A 19,985-nucleotide genomic window follows, 5' to 3' on the forward strand; every position below is an offset into this window, starting at 1 on the left:
CGGTGCCCTCGCGCCCCCACGAAAAGTCCCGCCAATAGTTTCACGCATCACAAAGAATTTTTTCCCGAAACCGCCCGCCGAAATCTCTCGTAGTTCGGCGCGACGACGACGAGAACCGCTCACGCAACAGCGTCGCCGCCACCCTTCACCGCCGGCTTGAAGCCGGTCATACCATTCGGGAGATTCTTCATGTCCAAGCGTCTCATGTCCAAGCGTCTTGCCCTGTTGTCCGCCGCCGCCTTCAGCGTGTTCGCGCTCGTCACGACCATCGCAGCGCCCCTGCATGCCGAGGAGAAGACCGTGATGGTCGGCGGTGCCGCGATGTATCCCTCGAAGAACATCGTCCAGAACGCCGTCAATTCGAAGGACCACACCACACTGGTCGCCGCGGTGAAGGCCGCCGGCCTGGTCGATACGCTGGAGAGCAAGGGCCCGTTCACGGTGTTCGCGCCGACCAACACCGCCTTCGGCAAGCTGCCGGCCGGCACGGTGGACAATCTGGTCAAGCCTGAGAACAAGGCGACGCTGACCAAGATCCTCACCTACCATGTGGTGCCTGGCCGGCTAGAGGCCTCCGACCTCAGCGACGGCAAGACGCTCAAGACCGTCGAGGGCGAAACCCTCACCGTGAAAAAAGACGGCGGCAAGATCTGGATCGTCGACGCCAAGGGCGACACCTCGATGGTCACGATCTCCAACGTCCACCAGTCCAACGGCGTCATCCATGTGGTCGACACTGTGCTGATGCCCGCGAGCTGATAGCGACCCGGGCGTCCATCCGATCCATCCGCCAAACCGGATGGGCGACAGGCGAGCCGGGGGCGACCCGGCTCGCTTTTTTGTGAACGTTTTTCGATTGGGGCATTATCTTCCGGGGGCGGGGTTGGAGTAACGGACGCCCGGTTCCCGACGAATTATATTGGGAAGCCGCCTGACACGTGAACGGAGCTGCCATGTCGACCCTGATTGTCACAGACCATCACGTAGCGCCCGCGCCGACAAAGGCGAAGGTGGTCCAGCCGGCCTGGGTGCGGACCATGCACTGGATCAATGCAGTTGCCATGATCCTGATGATCATGTCGGGATGGCAGATCTATAACGCCTCGCCGCTGTTCGGCTTCTCATTTTCGCGCAGCATAACGCTTGGTGGCTGGCTCGGCGGCGCTCTGCTATGGCATTTCGCGGCGATGTGGCTGTTGATGATCAACGGCCTTGCCTATCTCATCACTGGCTTTGCGACAGGGCGCTTTCGCCGCAAGCTGTTTCCGATCACGCCCGGCGGCGTGCTGACTGACCTGAAGGCGGCGCTCACTTTCAAGCTCGCGCATGACGACCTCACCACCTACAACTATGTGCAGAGGCTGCTCTATGCCGGCATCATCGCGGTCGGCGTCGTCATCGTGCTGTCGGGCCTGTCGATCTGGAAGCCGGTGCAGCTGCAATACCTGACCGCGCTGTTCGGCGGTTATGACGTGGCGCGCTATGTCCACTTCGTCTGCATGTCGCTGATCTGCCTGTTCCTGATCGTCCATGTCGCGCTGGCGCTTCTGGTGCCCAAAAGCCTACGCGCGATGATCATCGGCCGTTGATTTCGGAGATATGATTATGCTGCGCAAACGCAGGTTCCTCGTTCCCGGCGTCGACAAGCGGCTCCTGGTCAAGGACGCGGTCAAGGTGATGCCCGATCTGACGCGCCGCCGCTTCATCACGGCAGGCGCAAGCCTCGGCGCGCTGACGCTTCTCACCGGCTGCGACGTGCTCGATAGCGACAGCGCTGATGCCATGCTGGCGCGGGTCTCGAAATTCAACGATGCCGTGCAGTCATGGATGTTCAATCCGAACGCGATGGCGCCGACCTTTCCGGAAAGTGCGATTACAAAGCCGTTTCCGTTCAACGGTTATTACGATGTCGACGATGCCCCTGATATCGACGGCAAGGACTGGAAGCTCGAGGTGCGCGGCCTCGTCGAAAACAAGAATTCCTGGACGCTGGACGAACTCTACAAGTTGCCGCAGGTCAACCAGATCACGCGTCACATCTGCGTCGAGGGCTGGAGCGCGATCGGCAGCTGGACCGGCACGCCCCTGCGCGATTTCCTCAAATTGATCGGCGCCGACACGCGCGCGAAATATGTCTGGTTCCAGTGCGCCGACAAGGACGGCTACAATTCGCCGCTCGATATGGAAAGCGCGCTCCATCCGCAGACGCAGATGACGTTCAAATTCGGCAACGAAATCCTGCCGCGCGCCTACGGCTTCCCGATGAAAATCAGGGTACCCACAAAACTCGGCTTCAAGAACCCGAAATACGTGGTCTCGATGGAAGTCACCAACGACTACAAGGGCGGCTACTGGGAAGACCAGGGCTATAATTCGTTCAGCGGGAGCTGATTTCCGTCATTCCGGCGCGCGCGACAGCGCGAACCGGGAATCTCGCGCCACAACCTCCGGATTCCGAATTCGCTCGCTGTTCGCGAGCGCCCCGGAATGTCATCACTGGCCTCGCCTCAGTTTCCCTTGGCACGCCGCGGCCAGCGCCCCCAACGCGAGCGTCGCGGCTGATACGTTCAGCGCGTAGGTCAAACTTCCCAGCGCATCCGTGATCGCACCGACCACGATGGGGCCGAGCGTCTGGCCGATGCCGAACGAGATCGTCATGGCGGCGATCCCGGCCGGCCAGGCGACGGGTGGGTAATTGAAGCGAATGAAGGCGGTGGTCGAGCCGACGACGGCAAAGAAGGCGACACCGAACACGACTGCGGAGACCGCGAGCCAGGCGACCGAATGGCCGAAGATCGGCAACGCGGCTCCGATCGCATTCACGGCGAGAATAATCGCGGTGGAAAGCCCGCCGCGATCGAGCGCAAGCACGCCGCGCCAGACCCAGGGCGTGACAAAGGCCGATACGCCGATCAGGCACCAGAACGCGGCCTGGGCGCTCGCGCCACCGCCGAGATCGCGGACATAGGCGATCATGAAGGTCATGTAGGCGATGTAGCCCGCGCCGAACAGGAAATAGCCAGTGAGGTAGATCGCCACTGGCCCGATCGCGAACCTCGCCTGCGAGCCGCCGGCGATATTGGCCTTGCTGGCGATCGGGGTCAGCAGCAGCGGAACCGCCATCACGGCGGACAAGGCTGTCAGCGCCCACCATACGATCCACCAGGAGCCGGCGCCGAATACCTGCAGCGTGAAGGGTGCGATCAGGCCGGAGGCGAGAATACCGATGCCGGGTGCCGCGTAATACAGGCTCAGGAGAAAATCGGCGCGCTCGGGGCGGGACTGCGCGATTTGTGCCGCCAGCGCCCCGCCGGCGACGAAGCTCGCGGCGGCGCCGACGCCGGCGGCCAGGCGGGCAAGGCTGAGTGCCACGAAATTGCCTGTCACGGCGCAAAGCGCGAGCGAAGCAAGTGCCGCGAGCGTGCCCCCGCGCACCGTCGCCGACCAGCCGAAGCGGCGGATCATCTGTGACGTCAACAGCGCGCCGATCAGATAGCCGGCCGCGTTAACGGTGTTGAGGAACCCGGCCGCCGAATACGACCAGTGCAGGGAATCCCGCATGTCCGGCAGCACCAGCGCATAGGCAAAACGGCCAATGCCGAGCCCAACGGTGGCGGCAAGCGACAACGTGAGGATCAGCCGCGCGGCATGCGCGGTCGTAGGCGGATGAGGGGCGTGCAAAGGTCACTCCGGCGATCGGTATTGTGGCAGGCGCAGGGGGCCTTGCACAGGCGCTTCGGGGCAATGGTGTCTTGCCAATTGCGCAATGGCGCTTTAGCACTCCGGCCGGATTTTAAAGGCCCCTCGCGAGGAAACACCATGGCGACCCACAAGCTCCTGCTCCTGCCCGGCGACGGCATCGGCCCCGAAGTGATGGCTGAGGTGAAGCGCCTGATCGACTGGCTCAATGCAAAGGGCATTGCGAGCTTCGAGACCGAGCAGGGCCTAGTCGGCGGTTCGGCCTATGATGCGCACAAGGTCTCGATCTCCGAAGGCGACATGGACAAGGCGAAGGCCGCGGATGCGGTGATCTTCGGTGCGGTCGGCGGTCCGAAATGGGACAGCGTGCCCTATGAGGTGCGGCCCGAGGCCGGGCTGCTGCGGCTGCGCAAGGATCTCGGCCTGTTCGGCAATCTGCGCCCCGCCGTGTGCTATCCGGCACTCGCGGAAGCCTCCAGCCTGAAGCGCGACGTGGTCGAGGGGCTCGATATCATGATCGTGCGCGAACTCACCGGCGGCGTTTATTTCGGTGAGCCCAAGACCATCACCGATCTCGGCAACGGCCAGAAGCGCGCCGTCGATACCCAGGTCTACGACACCTATGAGATCGAGCGCATCGCGCGGGTCGCCTTCGATCTTGCGCGCAAGCGGCGTAACAAGGTCACCTCGATGGAGAAGCGCAACGTCATGAAGTCGGGCGTGCTCTGGAACGAGGTGGTAACGCAGGTTCACGCCCGCGAATACAAGGACGTCACGCTGGAACACCAGCTCGCCGATTCCGGCGGCATGAATCTGGTGAAGTCGCCGAAGCAGTTCGACGTCATCGTCACCGACAACCTGTTCGGCGACATGCTCTCCGACATCGCCGCTATGCTCACCGGCTCGCTCGGGATGCTGCCTTCGGCCTCGCTCGGCGAGGTCGACGCGAAGAGCAAGAAGCGCAAGGCGCTGTATGAGCCGGTGCACGGGTCGGCGCCCGATATCGCAGGCAAGGGCCTCGCCAACCCGATCGCGATGCTCGCCTCCTTCGGCATGGCGCTGCGATATTCCTTCGACATGGGCGCACTCGCCGACAAGCTCGATGCCGCGATCGCCGCAGTGCTCGCCAGCGGCCTGCGCACCTCCGACATCAAGTCGGAAGGCACCAAGCCCGCCAGCACCACCCAGATGGGCGAGGCGATCCTGAAGGAGCTGGAAAAGCTGCACGCCTGAGGCGGGCTCGGCTCAGACTTTTCTGCCGCGGTCCCGGCTAACGCCGGGACCGATACCGCTACCCGAGTTCTTCTCCTCCGTCATTGCGAGGAGCGAAGCGACGAAGCAATCCAGACTGTGCCCGCGGTGATAGTCTGGATTGCTTCGCTCCGCTCGCAATGACGGTCAGAGCATGCTCGGCAGCACGCGATCCGGCGGCTTGTGGTTGTCGAGGAAGGTGCGGATGTTGATGATCACCTTCTCGCCCATCTCGACGCGGCCTTCGATGGTGGCCGAACCCATGTGCGGCAATAGCGTGGCCTTGCCGGCCTTTGCCAGCCGCACCAGTTTCGGGCTGACCGCCGGCTCATTCTCGTAGACGTCGAGGCCTGCACCGCCGATGTCGCCCGCTTCGATCAGCTTGACCAGCGTGTCTTCGTCGATCACCTCGCCGCGCGCGGTGTTGACGACGTAGGCGTCCTTGCGGATCAGCTTCAGCCGCCGCGCGGACAGCAAATGGAATGTCGCGGGCGTGTGCGGGCAGTTCACCGAGATGATGTCCATTCGCGCCAGCATCTGGTCGAGGCTTTCCCAATAGGTGGCCCCGAGCTCCTCGGCGATGTGCGGCGCGACCGGCCGGCGGTTGTGATAATGGATCTGCAAGCCGAAGGCCCGGGCACGGCGTGCAACGGCCTGGCCGATCCGGCCCATGCCGACAATGCCGAGCCGCTTTCCTCCGATACGATGGCCGAGCATCCAGGTCGGCGACCAGCCCGGCCAGTGGCGCCCCTCGGTCAGGATCAGCGATCCCTCGATCAGCCGCCGCGGCACCGCCAGGATCAGCGCCATGGTCATGTCGGCGGTGTCTTCGGTCAGAACCTTCGGCGTGTTGGTGACGGTGATGCCGCGCGCATGCGCCGCGATGACGTCGATATTGTCGACGCCATTGCCGAAATTGGCGATCAGGCGGACCTTGCAATCCTCCGCCTTGAGGATGCTCTCATTGATGTGGTCGGTCACCGTCGGCACCAGCACATCGGCAGTGCGCATCGCGTCTGCGATCTGCTCGGCAGTCATCGGCGTGTCGTCGAGATTGAGCCGGGCATCGAACAATTCGCGCATCCGCGTCTCGATCGAATCCGGCAGTTTGCGGGTGACGACGACGAGAGGTTTTTTCTTCACCGACATGGCCTGCACTCATGAGGCTGTTCAGGCCTCATTAACCCGGTTGTTCGACACTGCCATGGCCGCTGGTCCCGGCGTTTCCTTTGGGGGTTCCCGATATTCCCGCTGGGTTTCGCCAGCAGGCCTCGGGCTCGTCTTGACTCAGCGTCTTGGCTTCAGTGTGTTCCGTCCTCTCTAGCAGAAGGGGACGCCAAGACAAGAAGCCAGGCAAGACCCCCTGAATTGGGGTGAGGCCGGCGTGCCGCGGTCCAAAGCGGCGGGGATCAAAGGGGATCAGGCGAAGGTTTCGTGAAATTCAGCTCGAAGAAGCGGGTTGAACTGTTTCTCGGCAGGAGACGAGTGGAATGGCGTTCGGGCGTTTCTGTGTGATCGCAGTGCTGGTGGGTGGTTGGCTCGGGGCTTCGGTTACGACAGGGTTTTCCGCAAAGGACACGGCAACGACCGCGAGCGGCCTTCCCGTTCCGCGCTACGTCAGCCTGAAGTCCGATCACGTGAACGTCCGTGCCGGCCCGACCAAAGACAATGATGTCGCCTGGGTCTATACCCGCTCAGGCCTGCCGGTCGAAATTACGGCCGAGTTCGAGAACTGGCGCCGCGTCCGCGATTCCGAAGGCGCGGAGGGCTGGGTTTATCATTCGCTGCTGTCAGGTCGCCGCACCGCGGTCGTCACCATGAAGAACAAGGACGATCTCGCCGCACTGCACGAGACCGCCGACACCGACAGCGCCGTTACCGCCCGCCTGCAGGCCGGAGTCGTCGCCCAGGTCAAGAAATGCGACGCGCACTGGTGCCACATTGCCGGCGGCGGGTTTGACGGCTGGATCGAGCAGCAGCGGCTGTGGGGCGTCTATTCCGACGAGCAGGTGAACTGATTTCTCTCTCGTCCCGGCGAAGGCCGGGACTCATGACCCCAAGATTTTGTTGTTTGAAAAACGCGTCTTCCGCCTTCAATTCGCGGATAGATTCCGCGGTATGGTCCCAGCCCCCGTGCGCAATTGCGCGCTTGGCCGGGACGACAGCGGAGCGCGGCTTCAGCGTCGCTTGCGCAGGCGCACGACCATGTCGATACGGGAGATCTCGTAGCCGTCGGGCACGTCAGGCATCTTCGACAGCGCCAGATGCGGGTCGGGAATGTCGACCAGCTCGTGGTTGTGCTCGAGATAGAAGTGGTGATGCGAGGTGACGTTGGTGTCGAAATAGGTCTTGGTGCCGTCGACGCTGACCTGGCGCAACAGGCCGGCATCGGTCAGCTGGTTGAGGGTGTTGTAGACGGTCGCGAGCGACACCGGCACCTTGGCGAGCGTCGCCTCCTCATAGAGCATTTCCGCGGTCAGATGGCGGGCGCCCTTGCCGAACAACAGCCAGCCCAGGGCCATACGCTGCCGGGTCGGGCGCAAGCCGGCCGACTGCAGCATTTCATTGACATCGTGCCAGGGACAGCCGGTCAAGGACGGCTGTCGGCCCTGCTGCAGGACAGCGGAGGGCGCGGTTTCGCCGCTCGGACGGGCCGCCTTGTCATTCATTTCCACGTCAACCACCGGTTGGCCATTTTTCTACTATGCCCCGAAACATATGGAAGAAATCCGCCAGATGCAAGTTTTTCGCAACTGGAATGGCTGCAGAGCCGCCATGTGCGGAACTATAGGTCCAACGCGACGATTTAAACCCCGCGACTGAGCTTTGACGGCCACGGGGCCTGTGTTAGAGAGCGCGCGGACACTGGTCGCCGATATGGGCTAGGGCGTGCATTGGCGCGTTCTGACAGCCTGAGGTCATCTGCCGATCTACGCCCCGAATTGTCCGGTGCGCTTGGTAAGCGGATCAGGGTTCTCTCGGTCAATGAGAAGCTCAAGCGGGAATTTGAGAGAGGCGAATTGTCACATGCTGAATAGGCGCTCGGGCTACGAATACGAAGATTTGCTGGCTTGCGCCCGTGGCGAGATGTTTGGCCCGGGCAATGCACAACTGCCGCTGCCGCCAATGCTGATGTTCGACCGCATCACGGAAATTTCCGACAATGGCGGCGAATTCGGCAAGGGCCATGTGCGCGCCGAACTCGACGTCAAGCCGGACCTCTGGTTCTTTGGCTGCCATTTCAAGAACGATCCCGTCATGCCGGGCTGCCTCGGGCTCGATGCGCTCTGGCAGATGGTCGGCTTCTATCTCGGCTGGATCGGCGGCGAGGGCCGCGGCCGGGCGCTGGGCTTGAGCGAGCTCAAGTTCGGCGGCCAGGTGCTGCCTGAGGCACGCAAGGTTGTGTACAACATCGATGTCAAGCGCGTGATGCGTTCAAAGCTGGTGCTGGGTATCGCCGACGGGTGGCTTTCCGTTGACGACGCGATTATCTATCGCGCGAAGGATCTAAAGGTCGGGCTTTTCAAGCTGGGCTCGGCGCCCGGTTGAACCGGGAAGCAGTCAGCAGGGACTTAAGGGACGTAACGGCAGGCGAGGCGGGAGATGAAGCGGGTTGTCATCACGGGGATGGGCATCGTCTCATCCATCGGAAACAACACCCAGGAAGTGCTTGCGAGCCTCCATGAGGCGAAATCGGGAATCTCGCGAGCCGAGAAATATGCCGAGCTCGGCTTTCGTTCGCAGGTGCAAGGTGCACCGACACTCGATCCGGGTGCCGTGATCGATCGTCGCGCGATGCGTTTCCTCGGCCAGGGCGCAGCCTGGAATCACATCGCCATGGAGCAGGCGATCCGGGACGCCGGGTTGGAGCCATCAGAGGTGTCCAACGAGCGCACAGGCATCATCATGGGCTCAGGCGGACCGTCCGCCCGTACCATCGTCGAAGCGGCCGACATCACCCGGACCAAGGGGCCGAGAAAGGTCGGGCCTTTTGCGGTGCCGAAGGCGATGTCGTCGACCGCCTCCGCCACGCTCGCCACCTGGTTCAAGATCAAGGGCGTCAATTATTCGATCTCGTCGGCCTGCGCGACCTCCAATCACTGCATCGGCAATGCCTATGAGACCATCCAGATCGGCAAGCAGGACGTGATCTTTGCCGGCGGCTGCGAGGAACTCGACTGGACGCTGTCGGTCCTGTTCGACGCCATGGGGGCGATGTCCTCGAAATACAACGACACGCCGGCGACGGCCTCGCGCCCCTATGACATCAGCCGCGATGGGTTCGTGATCGCCGGCGGCGCGGGCGTGCTGGTGCTCGAAGAGCTCGAGTATGCGAAAGCGCGCGGCGCGCGCATCTATGGCGAAATCGTCGGTTACGGCGCGACCTCGGATGGCTACGACATGGTGGCGCCATCGGGTGAGGGCGCCGAGCGCTGCATGAAGATGGCGCTGTCGACCGTGAAGACCAGGATCGACTACATCAATCCGCATGCGACGTCGACGCCGGCAGGAGATCCGCCCGAGATCGAGGCGATCCGCAAGGTGTTCGGCACCGGCGAGAAGTGCCCGCCGATCTCGGCCACGAAGGCGCTGACCGGCCATTCGCTCGGCGCCACCGGCGTGCAGGAGGCGATCTATTCCCTGCTGATGCTCAACAACGGCTTCATCTGCGAGAGCGCCCATATCACCGAGCTCGATCCCGTCTTTGCCGACATGCCGATCGTGCGCAAGCGCATCGACAACGCCAGGCTCGGCACCGTGCTGTCGAACTCCTTCGGTTTCGGCGGCACCAACGCCACGCTGGTCTTCAAGCGGCTGGATGCGTAAGCTTTATCTGCGAACACGACAGTCATATTACCGCCATGGCCGGGCTCGTCCCGGCCATCCACGTCTTGAAGTGCGGAATGCTGGTCGCGTGGATGCCCGGGCCTTCGCTTCGCCGGAGGGGCTTCGGCCCCGCGAACGCCTCAAACCCGGGCATGACGAAGGAGAGGGACGATGCAGGGTTTGATGCAAGGCAAGCGTGGCCTCATCATGGGCATTGCCAACGATCATTCGATCGCCTGGGGCATTGCCAGGACGCTCGGCGCTCATGGCGCGGAGATGGCTTTCACCTATCAGGGCGACGCGCAGGCCAAGCGGTTGAAGCCGCTGGCACGAGAGCTCGGCTCCGACCTCGTGCTGCCCTGCGATGTCGAGGATACCGCGAGTGTCGATGCCGTCTTCGCGGCGCTGCGCGAGAAATGGAGCCGGCTCGATTTTCTCGTCCACGCCATCGGCTTCACCGACAAGAACGAGCTGCGCGGCCGCTATGCCGATACCACGCGGGACAATTTCTCGCGCACCATGCTGATCTCGTGCTTCTCGTTCACGGAAGTTGCCAAGCGCGCCGCCGAACTGATGACAGGCGGCAGCGGCTCCATGATCACGCTGACCTACGGTGCCTCGCAGCGGGCGATGCCGAACTACAACGTCATGGGCGTCGCCAAGGCGGGGCTGGAAGCCTCAGTGCGCTACCTCGCCTCCGATTTCGGCTGCCAGGGCATTCGCGTCAACGCGATCTCGGCCGGTCCGGTGCGGACGCTCGCCGGATCGGTGATCGGCGATTCACGTGCCATGTTCGCCTTCCAGCAAAAGCATTCGCCGCTCGGGCGTGGCGTCACACTGGACGAACTCGGTGGCTCAGCGCTGTATCTGTTGTCCGATCTCTCCGGTGGCGTGACCGGCGAGGTGCATTACGTCGACAGCGGCTTCAACATCATCTTGCAGCCGCGCCCGGACCATCTCGAAGGCGAGTGAGTTTGGCGCGCTTTGCGCATTACTCCTTGAGATAGCCAGGCAGTTCCTTGTCGAGCAGTGCTGCGACCAGCGCGCGGGTCCTTTCGCGAAGGGTCGCACTGCTTGAAGCGGTTTCCGGTGGGTCGGGAAAGAGCGAAGTGTCCAGCCTGGTCAACGGGTCCTCGGTCAGCCTGAGGCTATCGGCAAAATGGGTCCCGAAATTCGCAAACGGATGGTTGATCGCCTCGTATGTCTTGCCGTCGAGGATCAGGATCCAGATGTTTGCGAACAGATGCGTGTGTCTGAGCACCGATCCGATGCCCTGGTCGTAGGTGCCGATGCCATCGAGCGTCATGTGCGTGCCGGGAAGCTCGCCCTTGGAACGGGTCACGACAAGATAGCGCTCGCAATTCGCATTTGACGTGATGTTCTTGACGATCGTCGGCAAACGCTCACTCGGGTCGGGAATGAATCTGGATTTCGGATTGTAGAACGGGTCGAACGCGCCGGTGGGATAGCTGATTCCCCGGACCGTGGGATCGGAGCCGGTTGCGGCTCGCACCCGCGCGAGCACCAGATCGTCGAGCCCCCAACCCGCGACCGGAACTACACTCTCCTTGTTCTCAAAGACCGTGATGCCGAAATGCTGCACGGCAAACTGGTCGCCGAGCGCCGAAATCACGCCAAGCCTGCAGGGACCGGTTTGCGCCACGTCATGTTGCGTCGCTGCGGCCTTGGACTTGGGCGCAGGCTTCTTCGCAACGGGCTTGTGCGCGACTGGCGTATTGGCGGGAGGCTTGTTGGCGGCTGCGGGAGCATTCGCCGGTGATGGGGATTGTGCCCGGCCGGCCGGAACGAGGCACGACAACAGGATCGTGGCGACGACGAAACGACGTAACATGACTGACAAACGAAAGTTGAGGAAACGACGAAACAAAGCTAAAGCGAGAGCCGTCCGCGCGCAAGCTGATGCGGCATGTGTCCTCCGCTTTTGCGGAGGATGACCATGCGTGGTTGTGGGAGGAGGCTTAGCCTGCCGCGATCTTCTCCGCCCGCTGGAAGGCGGGGCGCGAGACGCAGCGGGCGATGTAGGCGTCGAAGGTTGGGCGCGACGGCACCATCTTGAACAGCCGCACGGAGAAATTCAGCGCCGAGCCGATTGCGATATCGGCAGCCGAGAACTGCTCGCCGAGGATCCAGGGGCCCTTTTCCAGCGCAACGTCGAGCACGTCGAACACCCGTTGGGCATCGCCCCAGCCGGCGGAAACCGGATTCATCTCCAGCTTGGTTGCGATCTGTACCATCGCGGGCTCGATGCAGCCGGGCGCGAAGAACAGCCATTGCAGATATTTCGCGCGCAGGGGATCGCTGAGTGGCGGCGCCAGTTTCGCGTCGGGACAACGTTCGGCGACATAGGCGCAGATCGCGGCGGATTCCGCGAGCGTGGCCTCGCCATCCTTCAGCGCCGGCACCTTGCCCATCGGATTGATCGCGAGGTATTCCGCGCGCCTTTGCGCACCGGTCGAAATGTCGGTCAGGACCCGATCGTAGGGCTTGCCCGTCTCCTCCATCAGCCAAAGCGCCGAGAACGAGCGCGAGCGCGGCGACCAGTAGAGTTGCATCATGACGTGTTTCCCCTCTTCCATCGATAATGCTTCATCACGAAGCCGGTCATCGGCTCGACCTGCTCCTCTTCGAACACAAAACCCTGACGCTCATACCAGCGCCATGCCTTTTCGTTTTCGCGCACGCAGCGCAGGAAAATTTCGGCCGGCAGTTGCGTTCGCGTGAAGGCGAGCAACTGCCGGCCCAGCGAGCGTCCCTGCCAGGCGGGCGCGACGAACAGCTGGTCGAGATAGAGCTTTGGCACATGAAGCGCCAGCATGGCCGCGAGCGCACCATTGTCATCTGCGACAAAAAGCGTCCAGCCCTTCTCGATCTCCTGCGGCACGCGTGCGCGTAATTTTGCCAGAAGGAAGTTGCTCGCCTCCTCGAGACCGGTGGAGACCCAGCCTTCCATCCAGACGCGGGCGATCTCGTCATATTCCTCTGCACGGGCGGGTCGGATCACTGCGTTCATCGATCGAAACTTTCAGGCGCGGCCGCGTCTGCGACGCTGGAGCGAGCCTAGGTTTCAATTCACGGACATGCGAGCGAAAAGATCACGACCATGCGGTGTTTGTCGCAAGGCTGGCAAACGCCGCCCCGCGTGCGTCGATCGCTTTCCATGGTTCGGCGATGCTAGTATACGGAGCCGAAAGCACGACATCGCCATCGAATGGAAATTGCGAGATCAGAATAATTGATCGCGCTGATCACTAAAACCAATTTCACCTGATCGGGTGCTCTGCTTAGAGTGCGGGCGCCCGGAGCAGGATTTCCGGAGGAGAAGAAACATGGATGACAAAACCAAATGCCCGTTTACGGGAACCCGCGGCCACGCCAACCGTGATTGGTGGCCCGACCAGCTGGACCTTCGGGTCCTGCACCATCACTCCAAGCTCTCCGATCCGATGGGCGAGGCGTTCGACTACGCCAAGGAATTCAAGAGCCTCGACCTCAAAGCCGTGATCAAGGACCTCACCGCATTGATGACGGATTCGCAGGAATGGTGGCCGGCCGACTATGGCCATTACGGCGGCCTCATGATCCGCATGGCCTGGCACTCCGCCGGCACCTATCGCATCACCGACGGCCGCGGCGGCGCCGGAGCCGGTCAGCAGCGCTTCGCGCCGCTGAACAGCTGGCCCGACAACGCGAACCTCGACAAGGCGCGCCGGCTGCTGTGGCCGATCAAGCAGAAGTACGGCAGGAAGATCTCGTGGGCCGACCTGATGGTGCTTGCCGGCAACGTCGCCCTGGAGTCGATGGGCTTCAAGACGTTCGGCTTTGCCGGCGGTCGGGCCGACGTCTGGGAGCCCGAAGAGCTGTACTGGGGTCCCGAGGGCACGTGGCTTGGCGACGAGCGCTACAGCGGCGAGCGTCAGCTTTCCGAACCGCTCGGTGCGGTACAGATGGGCCTCATCTACGTCAATCCCGAAGGCCCGAACGGCAAGCCGGACCCGATCGCCGCAGCCAAGGACATCCGCGAGACGTTCTTCCGCATGGCGATGAACGACGAGGAGACCGTCGCTCTGATTGCCGGCGGCCACACGTTCGGAAAGACCCACGGCGCGGGCGATCCGTCCTTGATCGGTCCGGAACCCGAGGGCGGCGCCCTCGAGGACCAGGGCCTCGGCTGGAAGAGCAAGTACGGCACGGGTGTGGGCGCGGACGCGATCACCGGCGGGCCGGAGGTCGTCTGGACGGAGACCCCGACCAAGTGGAGCAACTACTTCTTCGAGAACCTGTTCAAATATGAGTGGGAACTGACCAAGAGCCCGGCGGGCGCACAGCAGTGGCAGGCAAAAGGCGCCGCCGCGACGATTCCCGACCCCTTCGACAAGTCGAAGAAGCGCGTGCCGACCATGCTGACCACGGACCTCTCGCTGCGCTTCGATCCGGCCTACGAGAAGATCTCTCGGCGCTTCTACGAGCATCCGGACCAGTTCGCGGACGCGTTTGCCCGTGCCTGGTTCAAGCTCACGCACCGCGACATGGGGCCGGTCGTGCGCTACCTCGGGCCGCTTGTTCCGAAGGAGGCGCTGATCTGGCAGGACCCGATTCCGGCGGTCGATCATCCGCTGGTCAATGAGCAGGACGTGGCCGCGCTGAAGGCCAAGATCCTGGCCTCGGGCCTGTCTGTCTCCGAACTGGTCACGACGGCCTGGGCCTCGGCATCGACCTTCCGCGGCTCCGACAAGCGCGGTGGCGCCAACGGCGCTCGGATCCGACTTGCTCCACAGAAGGACTGGGAGGTCAACCAGCCGGCTCAGCTTGCCAAAGTGCTCGGCAAGCTCGAAGCGATCCAGAAGGAGTTCAACGCCGGCACCAAGAAGATCTCTCTCGCTGACCTCATCGTTCTCGCCGGCAGCGCCGGCGTCGAGAAGGCGGCAAAGGACGGCGGGACCGACGTGAAGGTGCCCTTCACGCCAGGTCGCACCGATGCGTCAGAGCAGCAGACCGACGTCGCTTCCTTCGCACCGCTCGAACCGCGAGCTGATGGCTTCCGCAACTATGTCAACGGCAAGCGGCAGTTCATGCAGCCCGAGGAGGCCCTGGTGGACCGCGCGCAATTGCTGACGCTGACCGCGCCCGAGTTGACTGTGCTCGTCGGCGGCCTGCGCGTGCTCGGCGCGAATGCCAACCAGTCCAAGCATGGCGTCTTCACCAAGAAGCCGGGGACGCTGACCAACGACTTCTTCGTCAGCCTGCTCGACATGGGCACGGAGTGGCAGCCCACCGCCGATGGCGCGTATGAGGGCCGCGACCGCAAGACCAAGCAGGCCAAGTGGACCGGTACCCGCGTGGACCTGATCTTCGGCTCGCATTCGCAGCTGCGTGCATTCGCGGAAGTCTATGCCTGTGCCGACGCGAAGGAGAAGTTCGTGAAGGACTTCGTGGCGGCGTGGACCAAGGTGATGAACCTGGATCGGTTCGATCTGAAGGCGTGACCGCGGGAGGCGTCGCCTCAGAACGCGGCGCTTACCGAGACAAAACAAAAGGGCGGCTGAAAAGCCGCCCTTTCTCTTTTCGCTAAGGCATGATCCGGAAAAGTGTGTAGCAGTTTTCCGAAAAGATCATGCTCAATCGAAGGCCTGAAGCGCGATGACGATTCAACTGAATCTCATCGCGATTTAAAGCATGATCCGGAAAAGTGTGTAGCGGTTTTCCGAAAAGATCATGCTCAATCAAAGGCCCGAAGCGCGATGACGATTCAACTGAATCTCAGCGCGCTTCAGTCGGAAGCCTTACTCGCCGGCGGCTTCGCGCGGCGCCGGGGCGTCGCCCTTCTGCTTGTCCTCGGCCTTCTGCTTGGCCTCGAGGTCCTCGCCGGTGGTCTGGTCGACCGCTCGCATCGACAACCGGGTCTTGCCGCGATCGTCGAAGCCGAGCAGCTTGACCTTGACCTTGTCGCCTTCCTTGACGACGTCGCTCGTCTTCTGCACTCGGTTGGCCGCGAGCTGGCTGATATGGACCAGGCCGTCCTTGGAACCGAAGAAGTTCACGAAGGCGCCAAATTCCATCACCTTGACCACGGTGCCCTCGTAGATCTGGCCGACTTCCGGCTCCGAGGTGATCGACTTGATCCACTTGATGGCGGCCTTCATGGCGTCGCCGTCGTTGGAGGCGACCTTCACGGTGCCGTCGTCCTCGATGTTGATCTTGGCGCCGGTCTTTTCGACGATCTCGCGGATCACCTTGCCGCCGGTGCCGATCACTTCGCGGATCTTGTCGGTCGGGATCTTGAAGGTCTCGATGCGCGGCGCGTATTCGCCAAGCTCGGCACGCGCGGCGGTCAGCGCCTTGGACATCTCGCCCAGGATGTGCAGGCGACCGTCGCGGGCCTGACCGAGCGCAACCTTCATGATCTCTTCGGTGATGCCCTCGATCTTGATGTCCATCTGCAGCGAGGTGATGCCACCTTCGGTGCCGGCGACCTTGAAGTCCATGTCGCCGAGATGGTCCTCATCGCCAAGGATGTCGGAAAGTACCGCGTAGCGGCTGTCTTCGAGGATCAGGCCCATGGCGATGCCCGCGGTCGGCCGCTTCAGCGGCACGCCGGCGTCCATCAGCGCGAGCGAGGAGCCGCAGACGGTCGCCATCGACGACGAGCCGTTGGACTCGGTGATCTCCGACACCACGCGAATGGTGTAGGGGAACTCGTGATGCGGCGGCAGCACCGGGTGGATGGCACGCCACGCGAGCTTGCCATGGCCGATCTCGCGCCGCTTGGTGCCGCCGAGACGGCCGGTCTCGCCGACCGAGAAGGGCGGGAAGTTGTAGTGCAGCAGGAACGTTTCCTTGTACGTTCCCGACAGCGCGTCGACATACTGCTCGTCCTCGCCGGTACCGAGCGTGGTAACGACCAGCGCCTGAGTCTCGCCGCGGGTGAACAGCGCCGAACCGTGGGCGCGCGGCAGCACGCCGACCTCGCAGACGATGTTGCGCACGGTCTTGACGTCACGGCCGTCGATGCGGCGGCCGGTGTCGAGGATGTTCCAGCGGACGATCTTGGCTTCGAGCGCCTTGAAGACGTCGGCGACGCGCAGCTTCTCAAACCGCGGCTCCTGCCCTTCCGGGAAGAAGTGCGCCATCACCTTTTCCTTGGCGGCGCCGACGGCGGCGTAGCGCTCCTGCTTCACCGGAATGGCGTAGGCCGAACGCAGCTCCTGCTCGATCAGCCCGAGCATCTCCTTCTCGATCGCGCTGTCGTCGATCGCCTTGACCTCGAGCGGCTCCTTGGCGGCCTTCTCGGCGAGGTCGATGATCGCGTTGATCACCGGCTGGAAGTGGCGATGACCGAACATCACCGCGCCCAGCATGATTTCCTCGTTGAGCTCCTTGGCTTCCGATTCCACCATCAGCACGGCGTCGGCGGTGCCGGCGACGACCAGATCGAGCTGGGTCTCGGTCATCTCGTCGAGCGTCGGGTTGAGCACATATTCGTCGTTGACGAAGCCGACGCGGGCGGCGCCGATCGGGCCCTTGAACGGCACACCCGACAGCGTCAGCGCGGCGGACGCCGCGACCATCGCGACCATGTCGGGATCGTTTTCCATGTCATGGGAGAGGGTGGTGACGATCACCTGGGTCTCATTGCGCCAGCCGTCGACGAACAGCGGACGGATCGGACGGTCGATCAGGCGGGAAACCAGGGTTTCCTTTTCGGTGGGGCGGCCTTCGCGCTTGAAATAGCCGCCGGGAATGCGGCCCGCGGCATAGGCTTTTTCCTGATAGTCGACGGTCAGGGGAAGGAAATCGACGCCCTCGCGCGGGGTCTTGGCGGCGACGACGGTGGCGAGCACGACGGTCTCGCCATAGCTCGCGAGCACCGCGCCATTGGCCTGGCGTGCGACCTTTCCGGTCTCCAGCTTGAGCGGACGCCCGCCCCAATCGATCTCAACTTTATGGATATTAAACATTGCGGTCTTCTTTCATGGTTTCCGAAAGAACGGCCGCTCCAAAACACAAAAACCATGCGCAAGACGGCCGGACGCTGATCGCAAAAGATCAGCGTCCGGCGATCCTGCCATGGTTGTTATCTTTCGGATGGCGACCATCCTTATCGTTATCACGGGCACCTTGCCCGTTGCGTCCAGCGGCCGGATTGCTGCTGGGCGCTCTGGTTGGGCATGCCGGAACCCTCTCCATCGAGGCCTCCCGATCATGCCCTTGGCATGATGAACGCCGCGAGGGCCATTCCCGGACCCCGAAGCGTCATGCAAAAACGCGCGCAACCTTGCGCGCGTGTACTTCATAAAAAGCTCAACGACGAATGTTGTGCTTCTCAAGCAGCGCCTTGTAGCGCGCCTCGTCCGTCCTGCGGAGATAATCGAGGAGCGAGCGGCGGGTGGAGACGAGCTTCAACAAGCCCCGGCGCGAATGGTTGTCCTTCACGTGGGTCTTGAAATGTTCGGTCAGGTTGTTGATGCGCTCCGACAGGATCGCGACCTGAACCTCCGGCGAGCCCGTGTCGCCGGCCTTGTTGGCACTTCCCTTGATGACTTCCGCTTTGCGTTCGGCGGTAATCGACATCGTCAAACTCTCTCGTTGCGGCCGGAACTGGCTGTCAGCCCGGTCAGGTTGAACACACGCTTGGGGATGAGTTCGCCATTGCCAATTTCGGCAAGCGCGAGAAGCCGGCCTGCCACCGTGACATAGACTGTGCCGCTACTATTGGGCGCATCCCGTCCGCGCAACAAAACGGCTTGGCCTCTGTGAAGCCTTGCCGCATCAGCCCGTGTGACGGCCAGTGCCGGGATGTCGTCCAGCGCGGTCTCAACGGGCAAAAGCGCGTCGGCGAGGCTTCCCTCGCCCGACGCGGCTCTATTGCATAAAGCCTCCAACTGTTCCAGCGGAATCATGTCGTTTTCGCCGAAAGGCCCGACCAGGGTCCGCCTGAGCGCCGAGATATGGCCGAAACAGCCCAGAATCCGGCCGATATCGCGGGCCAGCGCCCGGACATAGGTTCCCTTGCCGCACTCGGCCTCGAACAGGGAATGGTCATTGTCTGGTTGATCCAACAAGGTTAATTGGTGAATCTCCACGGGACGGGGCGCCAGTTCCACAACCTCGCCGTCGCGCGCGAGGTCATAGGCGCGTTCGCCTTGGACCTTGATCGCGGAATAGCGGGGCGGGGTCTGCTCGATAAGGCCGGTGAACTGCGGAAGCAGCGCACGAATCGCCTCCGCCGTCGGCCTGTTCTCGCTGGTCTTCACCACCTGGCCCTCGGTGTCGTCGGTGTCGCGCTCCTCGCCCCAGCGCACGGTGAAGCGGTAGCGCTTGCGGCCGTCCATCACGAAAGGAACGGTCTTGGTGGCTTCGCCAAGCGCGATCGGCAGGCCGCCGGAGGCGAGCGGATCGAGGGTGCCGGCATGGCCGGCGCGCTTGGCCGAGAACAGCCGCTTCACCACGGCGACGGCCTGCGTCGAGGTCATGCCGATCGGCTTGTCAAGCACGACCCAGCCGTGGATGTCGCGCTTGTCGCGACGCGGCTGATTGTTCCTCTGCTGTTTGCCAGCGCGCGGGTCATTGTTGCCGCGCGGCTCGTCGCGGCGCGCATCGACAAAAATATTCTCGTCGCTGCGTGAATCAGCCGGCGTTTGCGCGCCGACCGCGCGCTCTGCCGGGCTCTTGGCCGGGGTCACGTTCATTGATCTTCGTCCGAATCGGGTGCGAGGTCTCTTTGCACCGCAGGCGTTCGCAGTAATTTCTCGATACGTTCCGCTTCGTCGAATCGGTCGTCGACGCGAAAGCGGACATCGGGAGCAAATTTTAAGTTAACGCGCCGAGCAATCTCGCCACGCAGGAATTTCTTGTTGCGGTCGAGCGCCGCGAGCACGGTGTCCGTGTCGCGTCCGCCGAGTGGCATCACGTAGATTGTTGCAAGCTTGAGATCCGGGGACATCCGAACCTCGGGTATCGTAATGATGTGACCCTCAAGGTCGGGATCATGAGCGCTACCGTGCAGAAGAATATCGGCAACAGCGTGGCGCACGGCTTCGCCTACGCGCAGCTGGCGTTGCGAGCCGCCGGGCGCAGAGCCTTTTTTCTGGTGAGCACGAGGCATTGTGTTCTCTCAAAGCCGAAACGCCCGCGCGTGATGCGGGCATCGACGTTTTTCTTTTCCAAAACAGCCAAAACGTGCATGGCCG

The 19,985-nt window shown here is 62.8% G+C and carries 19 protein-coding genes; 9 read left to right on the top strand and 10 right to left on the bottom strand.

The genetic code is table 11. The features are described from left to right. Positions 1-204 precede the first annotated feature (204 nt). The 3 genes from A3AI_RS0108085 to A3AI_RS0108095 all read left to right on the top strand — a co-directional run bounded on the left by A3AI_RS0108085 (position 205) and on the right by A3AI_RS0108095 (position 2,391). Entirely contained in the window at positions 205-759 is a 555-nt protein-coding gene (locus A3AI_RS0108085; protein ID WP_024515101.1) for a fasciclin domain-containing protein, read from the top strand. 194 nt (positions 760-953) lie between these two features. Further along, positions 954-1,589 carry a cytochrome b/b6 domain-containing protein gene (locus A3AI_RS0108090; protein ID WP_024515102.1) on the top strand — a complete coding sequence of 212 codons (636 nt, stop codon included), beginning with the start codon at positions 954-956 and terminating at the stop codon, positions 1,587-1,589. Between the two features lie 16 nt (positions 1,590-1,605). Continuing rightward, positions 1,606-2,391, top strand: a complete 786-nt coding sequence (locus A3AI_RS0108095; RefSeq protein ID WP_024515103.1) for a molybdopterin-binding protein — start codon at positions 1,606-1,608, stop codon at positions 2,389-2,391. 102 nt (positions 2,392-2,493) lie between these two features. Here A3AI_RS0108095 and A3AI_RS0108100 read toward each other — a convergent pair whose 3' ends face one another. Next, on the bottom strand, positions 2,494-3,681 hold the full coding sequence (locus A3AI_RS0108100; RefSeq protein ID WP_024515104.1) for a YbfB/YjiJ family MFS transporter: 1,188 nt from the start codon (positions 3,679-3,681) through the stop codon (positions 2,494-2,496). 138 nt (positions 3,682-3,819) lie between these two features. Here A3AI_RS0108100 and leuB point away from each other — a divergent pair, with 138 nt between their 5' ends. Then, positions 3,820-4,932, top strand: coding sequence for a 3-isopropylmalate dehydrogenase (gene leuB / locus A3AI_RS0108105; RefSeq protein WP_024515105.1), 1,113 nt, complete (start codon positions 3,820-3,822; stop codon positions 4,930-4,932). Positions 4,933-5,097: 165 nt separating this feature from the next. Here the strand turns inward: leuB and A3AI_RS0108110 are convergent, their stop codons facing one another. Next, complete coding sequence (locus tag A3AI_RS0108110) at positions 5,098-6,099, bottom strand: 2-hydroxyacid dehydrogenase (RefSeq protein WP_024515106.1); 1,002 nt, start codon at positions 6,097-6,099, stop codon at positions 5,098-5,100. A gap of 341 nt (positions 6,100-6,440) precedes the next feature. Here A3AI_RS0108110 and A3AI_RS0108115 point away from each other — a divergent pair, with 341 nt between their 5' ends. Beyond that, entirely contained in the window at positions 6,441-6,968 is a 528-nt protein-coding gene (locus A3AI_RS0108115) for an SH3 domain-containing protein (RefSeq protein WP_024515107.1), read from the top strand. A gap of 159 nt (positions 6,969-7,127) precedes the next feature. On the opposite strand, the gene irrA is transcribed toward A3AI_RS0108115, so the two are convergent. Then, a complete protein-coding gene (gene irrA, locus A3AI_RS0108120) occupies positions 7,128-7,619 on the bottom strand; it encodes an iron response transcriptional regulator IrrA (protein WP_024515108.1) in 492 nt (163 codons plus the stop codon). Between the two features lie 358 nt (positions 7,620-7,977). Between irrA and fabA the strand changes: the two genes are divergently transcribed. The 3 genes from fabA (at position 7,978) to fabI (ending at position 10,749) form a co-directional block, all read left to right on the top strand. Further along, positions 7,978-8,499 carry a bifunctional 3-hydroxydecanoyl-ACP dehydratase/trans-2-decenoyl-ACP isomerase gene (gene fabA / locus A3AI_RS0108125; protein ID WP_024515109.1) on the top strand — a complete coding sequence of 174 codons (522 nt, stop codon included), beginning with the start codon at positions 7,978-7,980 and terminating at the stop codon, positions 8,497-8,499. Positions 8,500-8,553: 54 nt separating this feature from the next. Next, positions 8,554-9,777: a beta-ketoacyl-ACP synthase I gene (gene fabB, locus A3AI_RS0108130; protein WP_024515110.1), complete on the top strand. Its 1,224-nt coding sequence runs from the start codon at positions 8,554-8,556 to the stop codon at positions 9,775-9,777. Between the two features lie 171 nt (positions 9,778-9,948). Then, positions 9,949-10,749 (top strand): enoyl-ACP reductase FabI, encoded by an 801-nt coding sequence (gene fabI, locus A3AI_RS0108140; RefSeq protein ID WP_024515111.1) that lies wholly within the window; start codon positions 9,949-9,951, stop codon positions 10,747-10,749. 19 nt (positions 10,750-10,768) lie between these two features. Here fabI and A3AI_RS0108145 read toward each other — a convergent pair whose 3' ends face one another. The 3 genes from A3AI_RS0108145 to A3AI_RS0108155 form a co-directional block, all read right to left on the bottom strand. Next, entirely contained in the window at positions 10,769-11,629 is an 861-nt protein-coding gene (locus A3AI_RS0108145; protein ID WP_024515112.1) for a hypothetical protein, read from the bottom strand. 127 nt (positions 11,630-11,756) lie between these two features. Continuing rightward, positions 11,757-12,353 (bottom strand): glutathione S-transferase family protein, encoded by a 597-nt coding sequence (locus tag A3AI_RS0108150; protein ID WP_024515113.1) that lies wholly within the window; start codon positions 12,351-12,353, stop codon positions 11,757-11,759. After that, positions 12,350-12,808 carry a GNAT family N-acetyltransferase gene (locus A3AI_RS0108155; protein WP_024515114.1) on the bottom strand — a complete coding sequence of 153 codons (459 nt, stop codon included), beginning with the start codon at positions 12,806-12,808 and terminating at the stop codon, positions 12,350-12,352. Before A3AI_RS0108155 ends, A3AI_RS0108150 begins: the two co-directional genes overlap by 4 nt. A 316-nt stretch (positions 12,809-13,124) precedes the next feature. Here A3AI_RS0108155 and katG point away from each other — a divergent pair, with 316 nt between their 5' ends. Continuing rightward, on the top strand, positions 13,125-15,281 hold the full coding sequence (gene katG, locus A3AI_RS0108160; protein WP_024515115.1) for a catalase/peroxidase HPI: 2,157 nt from the start codon (positions 13,125-13,127) through the stop codon (positions 15,279-15,281). Between the two features lie 297 nt (positions 15,282-15,578). Here katG and pnp read toward each other — a convergent pair whose 3' ends face one another. The 4 genes from pnp to rbfA all read right to left on the bottom strand — a co-directional run bounded on the left by pnp (position 15,579) and on the right by rbfA (position 19,900). Further along, positions 15,579-17,753 (bottom strand): polyribonucleotide nucleotidyltransferase, encoded by a 2,175-nt coding sequence (pnp, locus tag A3AI_RS0108165; protein WP_024515116.1) that lies wholly within the window; start codon positions 17,751-17,753, stop codon positions 15,579-15,581. A 343-nt stretch (positions 17,754-18,096) separates the two neighbouring features. Then, on the bottom strand, positions 18,097-18,366 hold the full coding sequence (gene rpsO, locus A3AI_RS0108170) for a 30S ribosomal protein S15 (RefSeq protein ID WP_024515117.1): 270 nt from the start codon (positions 18,364-18,366) through the stop codon (positions 18,097-18,099). 2 nt (positions 18,367-18,368) lie between these two features. Next, positions 18,369-19,484, bottom strand: a complete 1,116-nt coding sequence (truB, locus tag A3AI_RS0108175) for a tRNA pseudouridine(55) synthase TruB (protein ID WP_024515118.1) — start codon at positions 19,482-19,484, stop codon at positions 18,369-18,371. Continuing rightward, positions 19,481-19,900 carry a 30S ribosome-binding factor RbfA gene (gene rbfA / locus A3AI_RS46065; RefSeq protein ID WP_024515119.1) on the bottom strand — a complete coding sequence of 140 codons (420 nt, stop codon included), beginning with the start codon at positions 19,898-19,900 and terminating at the stop codon, positions 19,481-19,483. Before rbfA ends, truB begins: the two co-directional genes overlap by 4 nt. Between the last annotated feature and the right edge of the window lie 85 nt (positions 19,901-19,985).

The sequence above is a fragment of the Bradyrhizobium sp. Tv2a-2 genome (genome assembly GCF_000472425.1).
Classification (GTDB): Bacteria; Pseudomonadota; Alphaproteobacteria; order Rhizobiales; family Xanthobacteraceae; genus Bradyrhizobium.

Coding starts and splice junctions, on each gene's coding strand:
- A3AI_RS0108085 (WP_024515101.1), top strand. CDS start 205: ATGTCCAAGCGTCTTGCCCTGTTGTCCGCCGCCGCCTTCAGCGTGTTC.
- A3AI_RS0108090 (WP_024515102.1), top strand. CDS start 954: ATGTCGACCCTGATTGTCACAGACCATCACGTAGCGCCCGCGCCGACA.
- A3AI_RS0108095 (WP_024515103.1), top strand. CDS start 1,606: ATGCTGCGCAAACGCAGGTTCCTCGTTCCCGGCGTCGACAAGCGGCTC.
- leuB (WP_024515105.1), top strand. CDS start 3,820: ATGGCGACCCACAAGCTCCTGCTCCTGCCCGGCGACGGCATCGGCCCC.
- A3AI_RS0108110 (WP_024515106.1), bottom strand. CDS start 6,099: ATGTCGGTGAAGAAAAAACCTCTCGTCGTCGTCACCCGCAAACTGCCG.
- A3AI_RS0108115 (WP_024515107.1), top strand. CDS start 6,441: ATGGCGTTCGGGCGTTTCTGTGTGATCGCAGTGCTGGTGGGTGGTTGG.
- irrA (WP_024515108.1), bottom strand. CDS start 7,619: ATGAATGACAAGGCGGCCCGTCCGAGCGGCGAAACCGCGCCCTCCGCT.
- fabA (WP_024515109.1), top strand. CDS start 7,978: ATGCTGAATAGGCGCTCGGGCTACGAATACGAAGATTTGCTGGCTTGC.
- fabB (WP_024515110.1), top strand. CDS start 8,554: ATGAAGCGGGTTGTCATCACGGGGATGGGCATCGTCTCATCCATCGGA.
- fabI (WP_024515111.1), top strand. CDS start 9,949: ATGCAGGGTTTGATGCAAGGCAAGCGTGGCCTCATCATGGGCATTGCC.
- A3AI_RS0108145 (WP_024515112.1), bottom strand. CDS start 11,629: ATGTTACGTCGTTTCGTCGTCGCCACGATCCTGTTGTCGTGCCTCGTT.
- A3AI_RS0108150 (WP_024515113.1), bottom strand. CDS start 12,353: ATGATGCAACTCTACTGGTCGCCGCGCTCGCGCTCGTTCTCGGCGCTT.
- A3AI_RS0108155 (WP_024515114.1), bottom strand. CDS start 12,808: ATGAACGCAGTGATCCGACCCGCCCGTGCAGAGGAATATGACGAGATC.
- katG (WP_024515115.1), top strand. CDS start 13,125: ATGGATGACAAAACCAAATGCCCGTTTACGGGAACCCGCGGCCACGCC.
- pnp (WP_024515116.1), bottom strand. CDS start 17,753: ATGTTTAATATCCATAAAGTTGAGATCGATTGGGGCGGGCGTCCGCTC.
- rpsO (WP_024515117.1), bottom strand. CDS start 18,366: ATGTCGATTACCGCCGAACGCAAAGCGGAAGTCATCAAGGGAAGTGCC.
- truB (WP_024515118.1), bottom strand. CDS start 19,484: ATGAACGTGACCCCGGCCAAGAGCCCGGCAGAGCGCGCGGTCGGCGCG.
- rbfA (WP_024515119.1), bottom strand. CDS start 19,900: ATGCCTCGTGCTCACCAGAAAAAAGGCTCTGCGCCCGGCGGCTCGCAA.